The sequence below is a fragment of the Marinobacter confluentis genome, assembly GCF_004785685.1.
Lineage (GTDB): Bacteria > Pseudomonadota > Gammaproteobacteria > Pseudomonadales > Oleiphilaceae > Marinobacter > Marinobacter confluentis.
Genome location: NZ_SRPF01000001.1, coordinates 49,006 through 66,992, shown reverse-complemented (window position 1 = coordinate 66,992; position 17,987 = coordinate 49,006). Strand labels below are relative to the sequence as shown.

Here is a 17,987-nt window from a genome sequence, read left to right as displayed (position 1 = left end):
AATGCCATGTCTGATCCGGAAAATCTGGCCGCCACCTACCCATTCCCCGACACCGCCCGCATTGCAGTTACTGATCAGGTCATTGTGCGGGTATCCGGTCCGGGAACGGACAAATTTCTGCAAGGCCAGTTCAGCCAGCAGATTGCCGATGTGAATGCCCATTCCTCACCCAGGGCGGCGGCCTGTTCACCCAAGGGTCGCGCCTACTGTCTGACCCGAATGGTCAGGGATGGCGAGGATGTACTGATGGCGCTGCCCGAATCACTGGCCGACGAGACCATCGCTCACCTTCGCAAATACCTGATGCTGTTCAGGGGCACGTCCATGGAGCCAGACACCGAAGCGCATATCATCGGGTTATTGGGCGAATCCGCTGCCGGTAAAGTCGCTGACAACGCAGCCGGAAGAATTCCTTCACCGGGGGATACCCTGGCGGTCGACGGTGGCTTTCTGGTGCGTACCATGGGCACTGCCGAGGGGGTAGCACGTTTTGAGCTCTGGCAGACCGGCCAACTGCAGGCGGATACCACCAATGCCCTGAATTCGCTTGACGAGGAAAATCTGGCAACCTGGCAGGCATCGGAAATTGCCGCCGGCGTACCATCACTCTGCCCTGAGACACGGGAAGGCTTTGTGCCTCAGATGCTGAACTGGCAGCATCTTGGCGGTGTGCATTTCAAGAAGGGCTGCTACACCGGTCAGGAGGTCATTGCCCGGATGCACTTCCTGGGTCAGTTGAAGAAGAGTCTGTTCCGTTTCGCATGCCCCGCCAGCGATCAGCCACCGGTACCGGGCATGCCCCTGGTTAACGGTGACCGCAGCGTGGGCGATATTGTTAATTCGGTGCAACTGGCCGATGGCAGTTACCAGTGCCTTGCCGTGGTACGCCATGATGCGGCGGATTCAGAACTGGGCCTGAAACCGGCGCCTGAAATACGGCTAACGAAGCTTTCCCTGCCCTATGCGGTTCCCGAGCGCGAACAGGCAGCCTCGTCTGATACATAAGATCACAGGAAGAATCCTGAAAGTTTGCTATAACTGACTGTACAACCAGAACCTACTTCCCCACGCTGGGATCCGGCCTAAAACAATGCGCGGACTGTGACTGACCATGTCGAATATCGTTGAAACCATAAAAGCCGATCTGACCAACGCCATCGAAAACGACAAACTGGTTTTGCCGACCTTGCCGGAGGCAGCCTTGCAGGTGCGGGAAATCGCTGAGAATGAAGACTCGGCGATTGTTGATCTTGTCAAAGTCATCAGCAACGACACCGCGCTATCAGCCCGCATAATCCGGGTGTGTAACAGCCCGCTATTCCGCGGCAGCCGCGCCATTGAGAACCTGAACATGGCGGTGAGCCGGCTGGGCATGGCCTATACCAGCAATCTGGCGATGGGCCTCGCGATGGAGCAGATGTTCCAGGCCACCTCGGATATGATCGACAAGCGCCTGCGGGCCACCTGGCAGACGAGTACGGAAGTGGCCGGCGTATGCCATGTGCTGGCACAGCATTACACCAAGCTGAAGCCGGATCAGGCCACCCTGGCGGGCCTTGTTCACCTGATTGGCGTGTTACCGATTCTGCGTTATGTGGAAGACAGTGATATCCAGATCAGCAGCATCATGCTGGACAATGTGATTGACGAACTGCATCCGCCGATTGGCGCCGCCATCCTCAAAAAGTGGGATTTTCCGAAAGATCTGCAGAATGTCCCACTGGAGTTTGCGAATTTCCAGCGTGAGGTGCCGGCTGCGGATTATGCGGATCTGGTGATGATTGCCAATCTCCAGTTGATTGCGGGGACTAAGCATCCGTGGAATGAGATTGATCGTCAGTCGATTTCTGCGTTTGGGCGGTTGGGGCTGGATCCGGAGATGGATATGAATGAGGAAGAGGATCTGAATGCGCAGATGGAAGCTGCTATGGCTTTACTGCAATAGAGTTTGGTTTTGTGGCATTGGGGGCGGCTCCGGCTAGTGGGGCTGGCTCCCAAAACACGCTGTAAATACTTCCCTGTACGCTCGGGCTCCGCCATCCATGGCTCCGCACGGTTTCGGGAGCCAGCCCCACTAGCCGAAGCTCACGCTTTTCCGTAGCGCCCCAACAGATTTTCTTTCGATGGCAACGACCAATCGATTTGATCACTACCTTTCTGTTCCAGCCAATTGTTCGCTTTTGAAAAAGGCTTACTGCCGAAAAAACCGCGATAGGCGCTGAGCGGTGATGGGTGTGGGCCTTCCAGCACCAAGTGACGGTTGCGGTCTATGTTTCTACCTTTCTTGCGAGCGTGGCTGCCCCAGAGGATAAATACCACGCCTACACGTTCCCGGTTAACCAGTTCGATCACCTGGTCGGTGAATGCTTCCCACCCCTGCCCCTGGTGGGCGCCGGCCTGACCCTGTACGACCGTCAGGACTGTATTCAACAGCAAGACGCCCTGTTCTGCCCAGGTCTGTAAACAACCGTGATCCGGTGGCTTGATAGCCAGGTCGTCCTGGAGTTCTTTGAAGATGTTGAGCAAGGACGGCGGTTTGGGAACGTAGGGCCGCACGGAGAACGACAGCCCGTGGGCCTGGCCGGGGCCGTGGTATGGGTCCTGGCCCAGGATCACCACTGATACGTTTTCCAGGGGCGTGCTGTTCAACGCATTGAATACGAAGCGCCGAGGCGGGAATAGAGTTTTGCCGGCGGCTTCTTCGGCGGCGAGGAATTCCGCCAGCATCACCAGGTAGGGCTTGTCGAATTCTTCGCCCAGTTGTTCCAGCCAGCCACGTCCGGGGCGGAGGTGGCTGGCCAGTTCTTCTGCCGGGTGCACGGTTATTGTGCCTCTTTGCCCTTGCCGTGGTCAGCCTTGTGTTCCGGACGCATGGCGGGGAACAGGATGACGTCGCGTATAGACGGGCTGTCGGTCAGCAGCATCGCCAGGCGGTCGATGCCGATGCCCTCGCCTGCAGTGGGCGGCAAGCCGTATTCCAGAGCCATGACGTAGTCTTCGTCGTAGAACATGGCTTCGTCGTCGCCAGCGTCTTTTTCAGCCACCTGTTCACGGAAGCGTTCGGCCTGGTCTTCGGCGTCGTTCAGCTCCGAGAAGCCGTTGGCGATTTCGCGGCCGCCGACGAAGAATTCAAACCGTTCAGTGACAAATGGGTCGTTGTCCTTGCAGCGGGCCAGTGGCGACACTTCCTTCGGGTAATCGGTGATGAAGGTGGGCTGCAGCAGGCGGTGCTCGGCCGTGGCTTCGAAGATTTCGATCTGGACCTTGCCCAGGCCCCAGCTGGCTTTCAGGTTGATGCCAAGTTCTTTCGCGACCTTGCGGGCGCTGGCGTCGTCGGCCAGCTGCTCGGCGCGGATGTCCGGGTTGTGACGCAGAATGGCATCGACCACGGTCAGACGCTCGAAAGGCTTGCCGAAATCGTATTCGATCGATTCCTCTTCGCCGCTGGCCAGGGTCCGGGTGTTAACCACAGTGGTGGTGCCGAGGACTTTCTGGGCGATGGTGCGCAGCATGTCTTCGGTCAGGTCCATCAGGTCGTTGTAATCGGCGTAGGCCTGGTAGAACTCCACCATGGTGAATTCCGGGTTGTGCCGGGTGGACAGGCCTTCGTTGCGGAAATTGCGGTTGATTTCGAACACCCGCTCAAAGCCGCCAACGACCAGGCGCTTGAGGAACAGCTCTGGCGCGATGCGCAGGTACATGTCCATACCCAGAGCGTTGTGATGGGTCACGAAGGGCCGTGCCGTGGCGCCGCCGGGGATGACCTGCAGCATGGGGGTTTCCACTTCCATGAAGTCCCGATCGGTGAAGTACTGGCGCATGGTGTTGATGATTTTGGATCGCGCAAAGAACACCCGGCGGCTGTCCTCGTTCACCATCAGGTCGACATAGCGGTGGCGGTAGCGGGCTTCGGTATCGGTCAGGCCCTTGTGCTTTTCCGGCAGCGGGCGTAGGGATTTGGTCAGCAGCACGTACTCGTCCATGGTCACGTACAGGTCGCCCTTGCCGGACTTGCACAGAATGCCGCGCACCCCGACGATATCCCCCAGATCCCAGTGTTTGGTGTCCTTCTGCACATCCTTGGTGGCGTAGATCTGGATGCGGCCAGTCATGTCCTGCACCACTTTGAACGCTTTGCGGTCGAGCATCATGCGCCCGGCAACCGCCACCTGAACGCCCATCTCAGCCAGCTCTTCCTTGGTTTTGTCGCCATATTTTTCCTGCAGCTCGGCAGCTGAGGCGTCTCGACGAAAATCGTTAGGGAAGGCGTTGCCCTGCTCGCGCATGTCCGACAGTTTGGCGCGGCGCTCGGCAATCAGCTTGTTGTCCTCGTGCGGTGCGTTGTGGGTGTGCTCAGTCATGTTGGCTCACTAAATCGGGGTTATAGAGGGTTGTCCGGGCTTCACAGCGCCATTTTCAGGCTGGCTTCGATAAACTTGTCGATGTCGCCATCCAGAACGTTCTGGGTACTGCTGGTCTCGACCTTGGTTCGCAGGTCCTTGATGCGACCATCATCCAGCACATAAGAACGGATCTGGCTGCCCCAGCCAATGTCGGCCTTGGCGTCCTCTGCCAGCTGTTTGGCGGCGTTGCGCTCCTGCATCTCACGTTCATACAGCTTCGCCTTCAGCTGCTTCATGGCCTGGTCTTTGTTCTGGTGCTGGCTTCGGCCAGCCTGACACGCCACCACGATTCCGGTGGGGTTGTGGGTCAGGCGCACGGCTGACTCGGTCCGGTTAACGTGCTGACCACCGGCGCCGGAGGCGCGGTAAACATCGACCCGAAGATCAGAGGGATCAATGTTGATCTCAAAGCTGTCGTCCACTTCCGGCGATACGAACACCGATGAGAAAGACGTGTGGCGACGGTTACCGGAATCAAATGGCGATTTACGAACCAGGCGATGTACGCCGGTTTCTGTACGCAGCCAGCCATAGGCATAATCGCCCTGAATATGAATAGTGGCGCTTTTGATGCCGGCCACGTCACCTTCCTGAAGTTCGACAATCTCGGATTTGAAACCTCGACGCTCGGCCCATCGCAGGTACATGCGCAACAGCATATTGGCCCAGTCCTGGGCTTCGGTGCCACCGGAGCCGGCCTGGATGTCCATATAGGCGTTGTTAGCGTCCATCTCGCCGGAGAACATACGGCGGAATTCGAGTTTTTCCAGCTCGTTGTCCAGACCTTCAAGGTCGGCTTCGATCTCGGCGACGGTACCTTCGTCCTCTTCCTCGGCGGCCATTTCCAGCAGGCTTTCGGCGTCGTTGACGCCGGAGGTGAGGTTGTCGATGGTGCGGACAATCAGTTCAAGATCGGAACGCTCTTTGCCCAGCGCCTGGGCGCGGTCAGGATCTTCCCAAACCGAGGGTACTTCCAGTTCACGTTCGACTTCGGTCAGCCTTTCACTTCGCAGATCGTAGTCAAAGATACCCCCTGAGCGCTTCTGTGCGCTCACGAAGGTCTTTTATCTTCGTAACAATGGGATTAATTTCCATGAATTGCTTACTCGCTAGCAGGAAATGGATGCGATCAAAAACAGACGCCGGATTCTACCGGAAATTGGTTATTAAATCAGCCGGCGGTTTCTACTCTGATGCAAGCACCGATCGAGCAGGCCGGCTATCCCAGAGGCTCAAGATAATCAATCAGCAACTGCAGGTTGGTCCGCCCACGAAAGGTATTGGCGTCGGGTTTGTAGACAACCCGGGCACCGGTGCGGGTGTAGTCGGGAACTTCCGGGCCGGTGTTGAAGGCGATGCCGTCGATGATACTGCCGCCGTCTTCCGGTTGCAGCACCAGTTTCAGGTGGTTTTCGCCGACGATGCGCTGGCTGACAACGCGGAAGTTGCCGTCAAACAGCGGCTCCGGGAAATGTTGACCCCAGGGGCCTGCGCGTTTGAGTAGCGCGGCGGTGTCCAGGTGGAGTTCGTCGCTGTTCAGCGGTCCGTCGGTGGTGATGGCCGCTTCCAGGTCTTCGGCCCGAAGCGTATCTCGCACTGCCCTGTCGAAGGCTTCGCTGAAGGCATTCAGGTCATCGCGCAGCAGGGTCATACCCGCCGCCATAGCGTGGCCTCCGAATTTTTTCATCATGCCCGGATGGCGGGAATCCACCACCGCCAGCACATCGCGGATGTGAAGGCCGGGGATGGAACGGGCGGAGCCTTTGATGTCGAGGCCATTGTCGTCCGGGGCGAAGGCAATGGTCGGGCGGTGAGTCTGCTCGCGGATTCTGGCGGCCAGGATGCCAATCACGCCCTGGTGCCAATCGGTGTCGAACAGGGCCAAACCCCAGGGCAGCCCTTCCAGATCCAGGGACATTGACGCCAGCAGGTCCTGGGCCTGGGCTTTCATGTCTTTTTCGATGGTGCGGCGTTCACGGTTGAAGGTGTCCAGTTCCCGGGCAAGGCGAATGGCTTCATCCCGGCTGTCCGCCAGCAGGCAGGCGATGCCAACACTCATGTCGTCGAGGCGGCCGGCTGCGTTCAGCCTCGGGCCAACCACAAAACCAAGGTCGGTAGAGCTGATTTCGCTGTGGTCCCGGCCGGCCACTTCCAGCAGCGCCAGAATGCCCGGCCGCGCCTCGCCCTGGCGAATCCGCCTAAGGCCCTGCTCGACAAAAATCCGGTTGTTGTGGTCCAGGGGCACCACGTCCGCAACGGTGCCAAGAGCCACCAGATCCAGCAGACTGCCGAGGTTGGGCTGTGGATCAGGCAACTGGTCTTTTTCCCGAAGGTATTTGCGCAGCGCCGTCAGCACATAAAACATCACGCCAACACCCGCCGCGTTCTTGCTCAGGAACGGGCAACCGGGCTGGTTCGGATTGACGATGGCGTCAGCATCCGGAAGGGTTTCACCGGCCAGGTGGTGGTCAGTCACCACGACGCTGATGCCCAGTTCTTTGGCCGCCCGGACGCCTTCAACCGCGGCGATACCATTATCGACGGTCACCAGAAGGTCCGGTAAGGCGCCCTCTTCTTTGAGCCGATGAATGATCCCTGGCGTCAGGCCATAGCCATCGGCAAAACGGCTGGGTACACGGAAATCGACCTGCTCCAGACCCAGCATGCCCAGGCCCAGCATGGCCACGGCGGTGCTGGTGGCGCCGTCGGCGTCGAAATCGCCGAGGATCATCACGCTCTGCTTTTCATTAATGGCCCTCGCCAGCAATTCCACAGCGCGATCAATGCCGCGTAACTCCATGGGTGAGGCAAGATGCTTGAGGGTATAGCTCAGTTGATCGTCGGAGGTAACGCCACGGGCGGCATAGAGACGCCGGAGCAAGGGAGGCAGGTTTTGCCCCCAGTCCGGCTGGCTGCTCGGACCGGGGCGACGCAGGATCTTTTTGGGTGTCATACCGGTCAGGTATTTTTCCAGTGCCTGGTGATGAAGTCCTGGATTGTCGGCAGGTCGTTGTCCAGCACGGTGTACTGCTCTTCCCGCTCGAACAGGTCAGCCATGTGAAGCGGCAGCTCCGGTGATGCTTTGACGCCGGATTCCAGCACTGCGTCCGGGAACTTGGCCGGGTGGGCCGTACCCAATGTGATCATGGGCACTGACGAATCCCGGCGGCAGTTTCTGGCCGCGCGAACCCCGATGGCAGTGTGGGGGTCCAGCAGATATTCGTTCTGTTCGAAGATTTCACGGATGGTGTCCGTGGTGCTCTTGTCGTCAACCGCATCGCTGTCAAACAGCCGGCGAGCGGACTTCCAGCGGTAGTCTTCAATACTGACCGGACCTTTTGACGCGTTTTCCAGCAGTTCTTTCACCGCCCGACCGTCACGGCCATGCAGATCAAACAACAGGCGCTCGAAGTTGCTGGACACCATGATGTCCATGCTGGGCGACAGGGTATGTTCCAGCGTCTGCTGCTCATACCGGTTGCCGCTCATGAAGCGGTGCAGTATGTCGTTGCGGTTGGTGGCGATCACCAACTGGGAAATGGGAAGGCCCATATTCCGCGCCAGATAGCCGGCAAAGATATCGCCAAAGTTACCGGTGGGCACCGAGAACGCCATGCTGCGATCCGGCCCCCCGAGCGACAATGAGGCGTGAAAGTAATAGACGATCTGGGCCATGATCCGTGCCCAGTTGATGGAGTTCACCGCCGCCAGCTGGGTTTTGCCGCCCAGGAAGGACTGGTCGTTGAAGCTGGCTTTCACCATGCGCTGGCAGTCGTCGAAGTTACCGCGTACTGCAATGTTGTGAATGTTGTCGCCCTTGACCGTGGTCATCTGGCGACGCTGCACCTCGGATACCCGTCCGTGGGGGTGCAGGATAAAGATATCCACATGTTCACAGCGACGGCAGCCTTCAATAGCAGCGGAGCCGGTGTCGCCTGAAGTGGCGCCCATAATGACCACGTGCTGCTGGCGTTTCTCAAGCACATAGTCAAGCAGGCGACCCAGCAACTGCAGGGCAAAATCCTTGAAGGCCAGGGTCGGCCCACGGAACAGTTCCAACACCCATTCGTTGGTGTCGATCTGAACCAGGGGCGCTACCGCCTTATGGGCAAACACGCCGTAGGTTTCGTCCAGCATGGTGCGGAAATCATCAGCGGGCACGGCATCCTCAACAAACGGATGCATCACCTTGAAGGCCAGTTCGCTGTAGGACAGGCCGCGCCAGCTGCGGATTTCTTCCAGACTGAAATGCGGCAACGCCTCGGGCACGTAGAGGCCACCATCCGGGGCAAGCCCTGTTAACAGGACGTCTTCAAAACCCAGCGAGGGCGATTCGCCCCGTGTACTGATGTATCTCACCTTGTCTTTCTCTCTGGTCTCTGGACTGGGGGCCTGCCGGAACTAGGGGCTTACCCTTCTTAACCTTCGAAGTTTTCCGCGCGGATGCGGACAACGCGTCCGTCAATATCGCTCAGCGCTTCCAGTTCCTCGATGGCACGGTTCATCTGACGCTCCTGAACTGTGTGGGTCAAGATGATGACCGGGATGCGCCCATCCTTGAACTCGGATTCTTTCTGCATGATCGATTCGATGTTGATGCCATGCTCGCTCAATACCGACGCAATCTTGGCCAGAACACCCGGATGGTCCATGGCGGTGATCCGCAGGTAATAGGCGGACTGGATATCTTCCATCGGCAGCACCGGCAGGTTTTCCATCGCCTCCGGCTCAAACCCGAGGTAGGGAACTCTCTGATTGCTAGAAGAGGCCACCGCCCGAGCGGCATCAATGATGTCGGCGATTACTGCGGAAGCGGTTGCCTCATCACCGGCACCGGGGCCGTAATACATGGTCTGGCCAACGGCATCGCCATCAACCAGCACGGCGTTCAGCACGCCGTCGACCTGGGCGATCAGGTGGCTGCGTGGCACCAGCGTCGGGTGAACCCGCAGCTCAATGCCGCCCTCACGACGGCGGGCAATGCCCAGGTGCTTGATGCGATAACCCAGCACCTCGGCGTGGGCGATGTCATAAGGAGTAATTTCGGAAATGCCTTCGGTGTAGGCCTTCTCAAACTGGAGCGGCACACCAAAACCGGCAGAGGCCAGAATGGTCAGCTTATGGGCAGCATCGATGCCTTCCACGTCGAAAGTCGGGTCGGCTTCGGCGTAACCCAGATCCTGGGCTTCCTTCAAAACCTCGGCAAACTCACGGCCAGCGCGCATTTCGGTCAGGATATAGTTGCCGGTGCCGTTGATGATGCCGGCAATCCAGTCAACGCGGTTTGCCGCCATGCCTTCGCGAACCGCCTTGATGACAGGAATACCGCCAGCAACGCCCGCTTCGTAGGAGACAATCACGTTTTTCTTCGCGGCGGCCTCGAAGATTTCGTTGCCATGAACAGCAATAAGGGCCTTGTTTGCGGTAACCACGTGCTTGCCATTCTCGATCGCGGCCAGCACAAGTTCACGCGCGGTGTCGTAACCGCCAATCAGTTCTACAACCACATCGATGGAGGCGTCATTCACTACATCGAACACATCGGTGCTGAACGGAATGTCGCCCAGATTGATGTCGGTTCGAGGCGTACGCGTGGCAACCCGGGCAACCCGGATGTTGATTCCGGTGCGGCCTGTAATGAGCTTTGCGTTGCGCTCCAGAACGTTAAATGTACCGCCACCGACGGTGCCCAATCCGCAGATTCCGACATTGACCTCTTTCAAACCTTCACCTCTGTTCCCGATGGGTTGTTCAAGCGAGCGACAGTATAACGGTAAATCTGCGCCTGAATAACCCCGTCAGTGCCTGCAATGTGTCAGAGCACCCGTGTATGACGTCAGAGTACTCCGAGAGCTTCGGCAATCTGCCTCGCCGGGCGATAGCCGGGTATGATCCGGCCGGTCTCTGTCACGATGGCTGGCGTACCGGTTACACCGACCTGCTGGCCAAGACGGTACTGGGCATCCACCGGGTTTTCGCAGTTCTGGCTGGCAACACTTCTACCCTGCTTGGCGGCGTCCATGGCGGCCTGCTGGTCGTCAGCGCACCAGACTGATACATACTTGGCAAACGAGGGTGTATCCGGGCCCGATCGCGGAAATCCGTAGTAATGCACGGTGATGCCCATGTCGTTGAGCTCCGGAACCTCGTTGTGAAACTTGCGGCAGTAAGGGCAGTCAATGTCGGTGAATACTGCCACGGACGCCTGTTCTTCCCCCTTGGCGGGATAGGTAATAATCCCGTCCATGCCAAACTCATCAAGGGTCCGGGACCTCTCACCCAACCGTTTTTCTTCAGACAGGTTGGCAATACCGTTCGGGGTTACTTTAAGCACATCCCCGGTCAACAGATACTGCACATCTTCGCTCACCAGAAGATTTCCGCCGTTACTGCTGGATACCTCGTAAAAACCAGGGACCTCGGATTCAGTCACGCCCGTAATATCCAACTGGGGAATGGCCTCTGCGAGTTTCGCTTCAATGTCATCAGTGGCGTCGGCGGAGGCTGACGTCATAAAGAAGGCGCAGGATAGGGCCGCAATTAAAAGAGAAATGGACCGGTTCGTTCTGATCATGGGCATAGGGATTTCCGAAGTTCCGCGTTTGGTGGGTGTTTCGGTGAGTTGCGACAGAAAAGCGCACCCAAAGTTCATTGGCAAGCCGCCAAAATACCCCGACCACCGCGAATTTGCCAGCCTGACAAAGTCGGGGTCTATCCTCTTGGATGATGGGATTGATGCAGGGACTGCAACCGTTGACGGGCAACGTGGGTGTATATCTGGGTAGTCGACAGATCAGAATGACCCAGCAACATCTGTACAACGCGAAGATCAGCGCCGTGATTGAGCAGGTGCGTGGCAAATGCGTGCCTCAGGGTATGAGGTGACAGATGCTTGCGGATACCCGCCCTGGCTGCATAGTGCCGAATGCGATGCCAGAAGGTCTGGCGGGTCATGGCCTGGGGCCGGTTTCCGGGAAAAAGCGCATCGCAGGGGCGGCCTTTCAGCAGCTCGCTCCGCCCGTGGCGCATGTACCGGATCAACCAGTCCGCTGCCTCTTCACCCATCGGTACCAGGCGCTCCTTATTGCCTTTACCAATGATCCGGATAACGCCCTGACGCAGGTTGACTTCATCCACAGTCAACGCGACCAGTTCGGATACCCGCAGGCCACAACCATACAGAATCTCCATCATGGCCTTGTCCCGCAATTCAATGGGTACGCCGGTGTCGGGCTCCATCAGCAGATGCTCAACGTCTTCTTCCGAGAGCGAATCCGGCAGTTTTTGGGGCAGGCGCGGGCTGTCAATCCGCAGGGTGGGGTCTTCGCTGATCAGCTTCTCGCGTAACAGGTAGCGGTAAAACCGGCGCAATCCCGACAGGCGGCGGGCCGCGGTGGAGGTTTTGAAGCCGTCCGCCAGCCCGCTTGAAATCCACCCCAGAAGGTCGCTGCGGCTAACGCCAGTCAACAGGGGCTGTCCGGGCTGTTTTACCAGCCAGGCGGCCAGACGCTCCAGGTCACTGCGGTACGCCTGGCGGGTTTTGTCTCCGAGCCCGTCTTCCAGCCATATTGCGTCGCAGAAGCGCTCAACAATGGCTGCATCTGCTGCCCGGACAGCCTCCCGGGTTCGGCGCTTATCGGCCATACAAAAAAGAAAAGGCAGCTTTTGGCTGCCTTTTCTCTATCACTGCATCAACTGCGCTTGAGTCCACTGCCAAAGGCACTGGCACAGGCTCAGCCCAGCTTTTCCTTGATGCGGGCTGCCTTACCAGACAGGTCACGCAGGTAGTAGAGCTTGGCCTGGCGAACGTCACCGCGACGCTTCACGCTGATGCTGTCGATCAGCTTGGAGAAGGTCTGGAAAGTGCGCTCAACGCCCACGCCGTAGGAAATTTTCCGTACGGTGAAAGAGGAGTTCATACCGCGGTTACGCTTGCCGATCACAACGCCTTCGAACGCCTGCAGACGCTCACGGTTGCCTTCAGTTACGCGAACCTGGATAACCACGGTGTCGCCCGGTGCAAATGCCGGAACTTCCTTGGTCATCTGCTCTGATTCAATCTGACTGATGATGTTGTTTTTACCGCTCATCGTATTGCTCCTGATACCCAATCTTTAATGCCCTGATGATTCGAAGGCACCCGGTTCGTTTAAAATCTCTTCCAGCAGCTCACGCTCTTCGTCCGTAAACACCCGCTTTTCCAGCAGGTCGGGGCGTCGCTCCCGGGTTCGCCTCAGCGACTGCTTGAGCCGCCAACGCCGAATCTGGTCATGATGACCGCCCAACAAAATCTCTGGCACCGCCTGACCTTCGTATACTTCCGGCCTTGTATAGTGCGGGCAGTCCAGCAATCCGTCAGCAAAGGAATCCTGCTCCGCTGACTGCGCATGACCCAGCGCTCCGGGGATGAGGCGTGTAACCGCATCCATAACTGCCATCGCGGCCAGTTCACCGCCCGACAACACGAAGTCACCGAGCGATACTTCACGATCGACTTCCGCGGAAATCAATCGCTCGTCAACGCCTTCATAGCGGCCAGCAACCAGAATCAGACTCTGCTCTGATGCAAGTGACGCCACCACCTTCTGATTCAACGGTTCGCCCTGCGGAGACAGATAGACCACGCAGGGTTTGCCCGGTGCCGCCGCTTTTGCGGCGTGAATCGCGTCCCGCAGCGGCTGAATCTTCATCAGCATACCGGGTCCGCCACCGTATGGTCGGTCGTCAACGGTTCGGTGACGGTCGTGGGTATACTCTCTGGGATTCCAGGCACTGAAGGTCACCAGACCATCCCGCACCGCTCTCCCGGTTATCCCAACATCCGTTACTACACCGAACATCTCAGGGAACAGGCTGACTGCGCCAATCCACACCGGTTAAAACTCCGGGTCCCAATCGACCGTCAACGTCGATTCTGCCAGCGATACAGCCTTGACCACCTGGTCCGGCAGATAGGGAATCAGGCGTTCACGCTGATCGATCGACCTGTCGGTCGCCCGCACGATCAGAACATCATTCGAGCCAGTTTCGATCAGGTGGTCAACTTCACCCAGGCACTCGTTGTCTGTCGTGTAAACTGTCAATCCTTCCAGCTGATGCCAATAGAACTCGCCTTCCGGCAGCTCGGGCAGTTCAGCCGTCTGTACCGTGATGTCTGCGCCGCAGTATGAACGGGCAAGATCACGATCATCGATACCCTTGAGCCTGACGACGATCCCCTGTCCTTGACGGCGACCTTCTTCAAGCTTTGCAGCAATCCGATTACCGTTCTGGACCAGAGTCCAGTTGCGGTATTCCAGAATGCCCTCTTTGGGATCTGTATAGGAGAAGACCTTAAGCCACCCCTTGACCCCAAAAACCGAGGTAATCTGACCAATCACAGTTTCCTGCGAATGCTTAGTCATGGCGAAACCCCGGAAAAAATCTTCTTACTCGGCTGCAGCGCCTTTCAGCAGTTGCGCGACACGCTCGCTGGTCTGAGCGCCCTGGCTCACCCAGTGATCAATGCGATCACGATCAATGCGCAGACGCTCTTCCTGGCCACGGGCGACCGGGTTGAAAAAGCCGACGCGCTCGATGAAACGGCCGTCACGTGATTTGCGGCTGTCAGTAACTGTCAGATGGTAGAACGGGCGCTTCTTGGAGCCACCACGAGCCAAACGGATTATTACCATTTCGACCAATATCCTGTTCTGTTGTGCGAACTTTGTACGATTCACGCGTTCCGGGCGTTTAAAAACCCCGGCTGGCGCGAAGACCCATACTCGAAAGGGGCGCTATTCTATGCTAATTCAACGCCAAAGAAAACAGGGAAAATGTCCCGGTTTCTACATACGGCCACGGGGTGGCATACCACCGCCTGGACCGCCCGGCGGCATCATACCGCCAAGACCGCGCATCATGTTAGCCATTCCGCCTTTCTTGCCGAATTTCTTCATCATTTTCTGCATCTGCTTGTGCTGCTTCAGCAGGCGGTTAACATCCTGGATCTGGGTTCCGGAACCACCGGCAATGCGGCGCTTACGGGAATTGTTGATCACGTCCGGGTAACGACGCTCTTTGGGCGTCATGGAGCAGATGATCGCCTCCATCTGGCCCATGGACTTGTCATTAACCTGCTGCTGGGCCATCTGCGCCATCTGGCCCATGCCCGGCAGCTTGTCCATCAGGCCACCGATACCGCCCATGCTTTTCATCTGCTGGAGCTGGTCGCGGAAATCTTCCAGATCGAAACTCTTGCCCTTCTTGATCTTGGTGGTGAGCTTCTGCGCTTTCTTCTGGTCAATCTTGCGTTCTGCTTCCTCTATAAGAGAAAGCACATCGCCCATACCCAGAATCCTTGATGCGACACGGTCCGGGTGGAAGGGCTCGAGGGCGTCGGTTTTCTCACCCACACCCAGGAATTTGATGGGCTTGCCGGTAATGTGGCGCACAGACAGTGCCGCACCACCGCGGGCATCGCCGTCTGTCTTGGTCAGCACCACACCGGTCAGCGGCAGAGCGTCATTAAAGGCCTTGGCGGTATTCGCGGCGTCCTGGCCTGTCATGGCGTCGACCACGAACAGGGTCTCGATAGGATTAACGGCCTTATGCAGGCGGCCAATCTCGCCCATCATCTGGTCGTCGACATGCAGGCGACCTGCAGTATCGAGAATCAACACATCTATGTGCTTTTTCCGGGCGGCGTCCATGGCGGCATTGGCAATGTCTACCGGGTCCTGGTCTTCGGAGCTGGGAAAGAACTCGACGCCTACTTCACCGGCAAGGGTCTCCAACTGACGAATAGCCGCGGGGCGATATACGTCGGCGCTGACCACCATTACTGATTTTTTCTGCCGCTCTTTCAGAAACCGTGACAGCTTGGCGACGGTCGTGGTCTTACCCGCACCCTGCAGGCCTGCCATCATGACGACCGCCGGCGGCTGGGTGGCCAGGTTCAGGGATTCTGTGCCATCCCCCATTACCCGTTCGAGTTCCTGCTGGACGACCTTGACGAAAACCTGGCCCGGGGTCAGGCTGCGCTGAACCTCCTGGCCCACCGCCCGCTCCCGGACACCTTCTATAAAGGCTTTGACCACCGGCAACGCAACGTCCGCCTCAAGCAACGCCATGCGCACTTCACGCAGGGTTTCCTTGATGTTGTCGTCGGTCAGTCGCGCCTGGCCGGAGATTTTGCGCAGACTACCTGAAAGTCGGTCCTGAAGGTTCTCAAACATGCTGTGCTTCCGTACCCGGATAAATTGGTTGCAGAACAACGGGAAACCCGTTTCAGATCGTGACGGGCATCCTTGATTCCTGTTGCATAATCGCGACATTATAACCAGACTAGCGGCTTGAAACGACCAGCCTGGTCAAATCGGTTTAAATCCCCGCCGATTCTCCGTCTGAACGTGGTTAAAGGAAGTCATGGGAACGCTGATCCTTGCGGTCACTTCACTACTGCTTTATAGCATCGGCACTGCACTGCAGGCGCTGAGCTTTCGCGGCAGGGTTCACACCAGCACTGCGATCACCGCTCTGATCGGTCTTCTTGCGCTCACCAGTCACGGCCTTCTTATTGCCCAGACGGTATACCGCCACGGCGTATTCGATTTCGGATTTTTCCAGAGCTCGGTACTGATCTCCTGGCTTATCGTGCTCCTGCTGCTGGCTCTCAGCCTGCGCAAACCGGTTCAAAGCCTTTTCCTTGCCGTCTACCCGATGGCCGGGCTGACCATCATCATGGTGCTGATCACCCACTCATCTTCCAGAGTCGTCGCTGGCGATAGCTATGGCATGCTCTCCCACATTGCGCTGTCGGTGACCGCCTATAGCCTTTTCACCCTCGCGGCTCTGCAGGCGGTTCTTCTGTACATGCAGAACCGGGGCCTGAAACAGAACTACAACAGTGTGCTGATCCGCAATCTGCCGCCCCTTCAGACCATGGAATCCCTGCTTTTCGAACTGGTCTGGGCGGGCGTTACCCTGTTGGTGCTTGCGATCACCACCGGCGCACTGTTCGTTGAGGACCTGTTCGCACAGGACCTGGCTCACAAGACCTTTTTCTCCCTGCTGTCGCTGGTGGTTTTTATTGCCCTGCTGATCGGGCGCTATGTAAAGGGCTGGCGTGGCGCGACTGCCAGCCGATGGACCCTGGCCGGCTGCGCACTGCTGATGATGGCCTTTTATGGCAGCAAATTTGTTCTCGAACTGGTTTTCCAGCGTGGGGCCTGACGGCCCCGGCACAGGCCGGATTACTTGACACCGCATTCACCAGACACCACTTTAGCTTCATCCCAGTCACGTAAGGACCTATTTTCTTGAACGAGACATCGCTTACCGCGCTGTTTATTATTCTGGCCGGCCTCATTCTGCTTTCTGCCTTCTTCTCGAGCTCCGAGACCGGCATGATGTCCCTGAACCGTTATCGCCTGAAGCACATGGCCAAAACCGGCCACAAAGGCGCCAAACGGGCCCAGAACCTGCTGAACCGCACGGATCAGCTGATTGGCGTCATTCTGATCGGCAACAATTTCGTCAACATATTCGCATCAGCCATCGCGACCGTTATAGCCATTCGCATCTGGGGTGATGCGGGTATCGCCATTGCCACGGTTCTGCTAACCATCGTGATTCTGATTTTTGCCGAAGTCACACCAAAGACCCTTGCCGCACTGTTTCCGGAAAAAATAGCTTTCCCTGCCAGCCATGTGCTGGGGCCGTTACTCAAAATACTTTACCCGGTGGTCTGGGCGGTCAACCTGTTTACCGGCGCCATACTCAAGGTCATCGGCGTATCGCCAAGCGATGCCGCCAGTGATCATCTCAGCCGGGAAGAGCTGCGCACACTGGTCAATGAAGCGGGGGCGCTCATTCCCGCAAAGCACAAGGACATGCTGGTCAGCATTCTGGACCTGGAGAAAGTCACGGTGAACGACATTATGGTGCCGCGCAACGAGGTCGTCGGCATTGACCTTGAAGACGATCTGGACACCATCCTGCGCCAGCTGCGAAGCAGCCAGCACACCCGCCTGCCTGTATTCAAAGGTGATATCAACGACATTCAGGGCGTTCTTCACCTTCGCAATGCCACCAAACTGCTTCACGAGGACGACATCAGCAAAGCCATGCTGATGCAGCTTTGCCGGGAGCCCTACTTCATTCCGGAAAGCACTCCCCTGAACACCCAACTGATCAACTTCCAGAAAGAAAAACGCCGGTTCGGCATGGTAGTTGACGAGTACGGTGACGTACTGGGACTGGCGACGCTGGAAGACATCCTGGAAGAGATTGTTGGCGAGTTTACAACCGACTACGCCTCCACCAGCCCGGACATCATTCCCCAGGACGATGGCACCTTCATCATCGACGGCACCAGCGCTTTACGCACCATCAACAAAACCCTGGGCTGGAAACTGCCGGTAGACGGGCCCAAAACCCTGAACGGGCTGATTACCGAGACTCTGGAAAACATTCCGGACACCAACGTGTGCCTTAAGGTGGGCGGACATAGGGTTGAAGTGCTCCAGATCAAGGACAACGTCGTAAAAGCTGCTATTGTTCATCCGAAAAAACGCAAAAAAAGAACAGCACGATAATACGAGC

The 17,987-nt window shown here is 57.6% G+C and carries 17 protein-coding genes; 4 read left to right on the top strand and 13 right to left on the bottom strand.

Annotated elements, in window-relative coordinates; all coding sequences use genetic code 11:
- Positions 1 to 6 precede the first annotated feature (6 nt).
- Together ygfZ and E5Q11_RS00325 are read left to right on the top strand one after the other, a co-directional pair.
- Entirely contained in the window at positions 7 to 1,005 is a 999-nt protein-coding gene (ygfZ, locus tag E5Q11_RS00330) for a CAF17-like 4Fe-4S cluster assembly/insertion protein YgfZ (protein ID WP_135801425.1), read from the top strand.
- A 106-nt stretch (positions 1,006 to 1,111) separates the two neighbouring features.
- Positions 1,112 to 1,945 carry an HDOD domain-containing protein gene (locus tag E5Q11_RS00325; RefSeq protein ID WP_135801424.1) on the top strand — a complete coding sequence of 278 codons (834 nt, stop codon included), beginning with the start codon at positions 1,112 to 1,114 and terminating at the stop codon, positions 1,943 to 1,945.
- Positions 1,946 to 2,085: 140 nt separating this feature from the next.
- On the opposite strand, the gene ung is transcribed toward E5Q11_RS00325, so the two are convergent.
- The 13 genes from ung to ffh form a co-directional block, all read right to left on the bottom strand.
- A complete protein-coding gene (gene ung, locus E5Q11_RS00320) occupies positions 2,086 to 2,820 on the bottom strand; it encodes a uracil-DNA glycosylase (protein WP_135801423.1) in 735 nt (244 codons plus the stop codon).
- 2 nt (positions 2,821 to 2,822) lie between these two features.
- Complete coding sequence (gene lysS / locus E5Q11_RS00315; protein ID WP_135801422.1) at positions 2,823 to 4,361, bottom strand: lysine--tRNA ligase; 1,539 nt, start codon at positions 4,359 to 4,361, stop codon at positions 2,823 to 2,825.
- Positions 4,362 to 4,402: 41 nt separating this feature from the next.
- Positions 4,403 to 5,498 (bottom strand): peptide chain release factor 2 gene (gene prfB, locus E5Q11_RS00310; RefSeq protein ID WP_135801421.1). Its coding sequence is split into 2 segments (ribosomal slippage): positions 4,403 to 5,425 and positions 5,427 to 5,498, totalling 1,095 coding nucleotides; the frame shifts between segments, so codons are not numbered across the junction.
- Between the two features lie 124 nt (positions 5,499 to 5,622).
- On the bottom strand, positions 5,623 to 7,356 hold the full coding sequence (gene recJ, locus E5Q11_RS00305; RefSeq protein ID WP_135801420.1) for a single-stranded-DNA-specific exonuclease RecJ: 1,734 nt from the start codon (positions 7,354 to 7,356) through the stop codon (positions 5,623 to 5,625).
- A 5-nt stretch (positions 7,357 to 7,361) separates the two neighbouring features.
- Positions 7,362 to 8,762 (bottom strand): threonine synthase, encoded by a 1,401-nt coding sequence (gene thrC / locus E5Q11_RS00300; protein WP_135801419.1) that lies wholly within the window; start codon positions 8,760 to 8,762, stop codon positions 7,362 to 7,364.
- A 59-nt stretch (positions 8,763 to 8,821) separates the two neighbouring features.
- A complete protein-coding gene (locus tag E5Q11_RS00295; protein ID WP_135801418.1) occupies positions 8,822 to 10,126 on the bottom strand; it encodes a homoserine dehydrogenase in 1,305 nt (434 codons plus the stop codon).
- A 113-nt stretch (positions 10,127 to 10,239) separates the two neighbouring features.
- A complete protein-coding gene (locus E5Q11_RS00290) occupies positions 10,240 to 10,917 on the bottom strand; it encodes a DsbC family protein (RefSeq protein ID WP_225314995.1) in 678 nt (225 codons plus the stop codon).
- A 197-nt stretch (positions 10,918 to 11,114) separates the two neighbouring features.
- A complete protein-coding gene (gene xerD / locus E5Q11_RS00285) occupies positions 11,115 to 12,047 on the bottom strand; it encodes a site-specific tyrosine recombinase XerD (RefSeq protein WP_135801416.1) in 933 nt (310 codons plus the stop codon).
- 89 nt (positions 12,048 to 12,136) lie between these two features.
- Entirely contained in the window at positions 12,137 to 12,493 is a 357-nt protein-coding gene (rplS, locus tag E5Q11_RS00280) for a 50S ribosomal protein L19 (RefSeq protein WP_135801415.1), read from the bottom strand.
- Between the two features lie 24 nt (positions 12,494 to 12,517).
- Entirely contained in the window at positions 12,518 to 13,276 is a 759-nt protein-coding gene (gene trmD / locus E5Q11_RS00275; protein ID WP_135801414.1) for a tRNA (guanosine(37)-N1)-methyltransferase TrmD, read from the bottom strand.
- Between the two features lie 3 nt (positions 13,277 to 13,279).
- Complete coding sequence (gene rimM, locus E5Q11_RS00270; protein ID WP_135801413.1) at positions 13,280 to 13,807, bottom strand: ribosome maturation factor RimM; 528 nt, start codon at positions 13,805 to 13,807, stop codon at positions 13,280 to 13,282.
- Positions 13,808 to 13,831: 24 nt separating this feature from the next.
- Entirely contained in the window at positions 13,832 to 14,077 is a 246-nt protein-coding gene (gene rpsP, locus E5Q11_RS00265) for a 30S ribosomal protein S16 (protein ID WP_135801412.1), read from the bottom strand.
- Positions 14,078 to 14,230: 153 nt separating this feature from the next.
- Positions 14,231 to 15,619 (bottom strand): signal recognition particle protein, encoded by a 1,389-nt coding sequence (gene ffh / locus E5Q11_RS00260; protein ID WP_135801411.1) that lies wholly within the window; start codon positions 15,617 to 15,619, stop codon positions 14,231 to 14,233.
- 190 nt (positions 15,620 to 15,809) lie between these two features.
- On the opposite strand from ffh, the gene E5Q11_RS00255 reads away from it, so the two are divergent.
- Positions 15,810 to 16,616, top strand: coding sequence for a cytochrome C assembly family protein (locus E5Q11_RS00255; protein WP_135801410.1), 807 nt, complete (start codon positions 15,810 to 15,812; stop codon positions 16,614 to 16,616).
- Positions 16,617 to 16,702: 86 nt separating this feature from the next.
- Positions 16,703 to 17,980 carry an HlyC/CorC family transporter gene (locus E5Q11_RS00250; RefSeq protein WP_135801409.1) on the top strand — a complete coding sequence of 426 codons (1,278 nt, stop codon included), beginning with the start codon at positions 16,703 to 16,705 and terminating at the stop codon, positions 17,978 to 17,980.
- The last annotated feature ends 7 nt before the right edge of the window (positions 17,981 to 17,987 follow it).

Coding starts and splice junctions, on each gene's coding strand:
- xerD (WP_135801416.1), bottom strand. CDS start 12,047: ATGGCCGATAAGCGCCGAACCCGGGAGGCTGTCCGGGCAGCAGATGCA.
- E5Q11_RS00290 (WP_225314995.1), bottom strand. CDS start 10,917: ATGACGTCAGCCTCCGCCGACGCCACTGATGACATTGAAGCGAAACTC.
- rplS (WP_135801415.1), bottom strand. CDS start 12,493: ATGAGCGGTAAAAACAACATCATCAGTCAGATTGAATCAGAGCAGATG.
- E5Q11_RS00255 (WP_135801410.1), top strand. CDS start 15,810: ATGGGAACGCTGATCCTTGCGGTCACTTCACTACTGCTTTATAGCATC.
- lysS (WP_135801422.1), bottom strand. CDS start 4,361: ATGACTGAGCACACCCACAACGCACCGCACGAGGACAACAAGCTGATT.
- ffh (WP_135801411.1), bottom strand. CDS start 15,619: ATGTTTGAGAACCTTCAGGACCGACTTTCAGGTAGTCTGCGCAAAATC.
- ygfZ (WP_135801425.1), top strand. CDS start 7: ATGTCTGATCCGGAAAATCTGGCCGCCACCTACCCATTCCCCGACACC.
- recJ (WP_135801420.1), bottom strand. CDS start 7,356: ATGACACCCAAAAAGATCCTGCGTCGCCCCGGTCCGAGCAGCCAGCCG.
- E5Q11_RS00325 (WP_135801424.1), top strand. CDS start 1,112: ATGTCGAATATCGTTGAAACCATAAAAGCCGATCTGACCAACGCCATC.
- rpsP (WP_135801412.1), bottom strand. CDS start 14,077: ATGGTAATAATCCGTTTGGCTCGTGGTGGCTCCAAGAAGCGCCCGTTC.
- rimM (WP_135801413.1), bottom strand. CDS start 13,807: ATGACTAAGCATTCGCAGGAAACTGTGATTGGTCAGATTACCTCGGTT.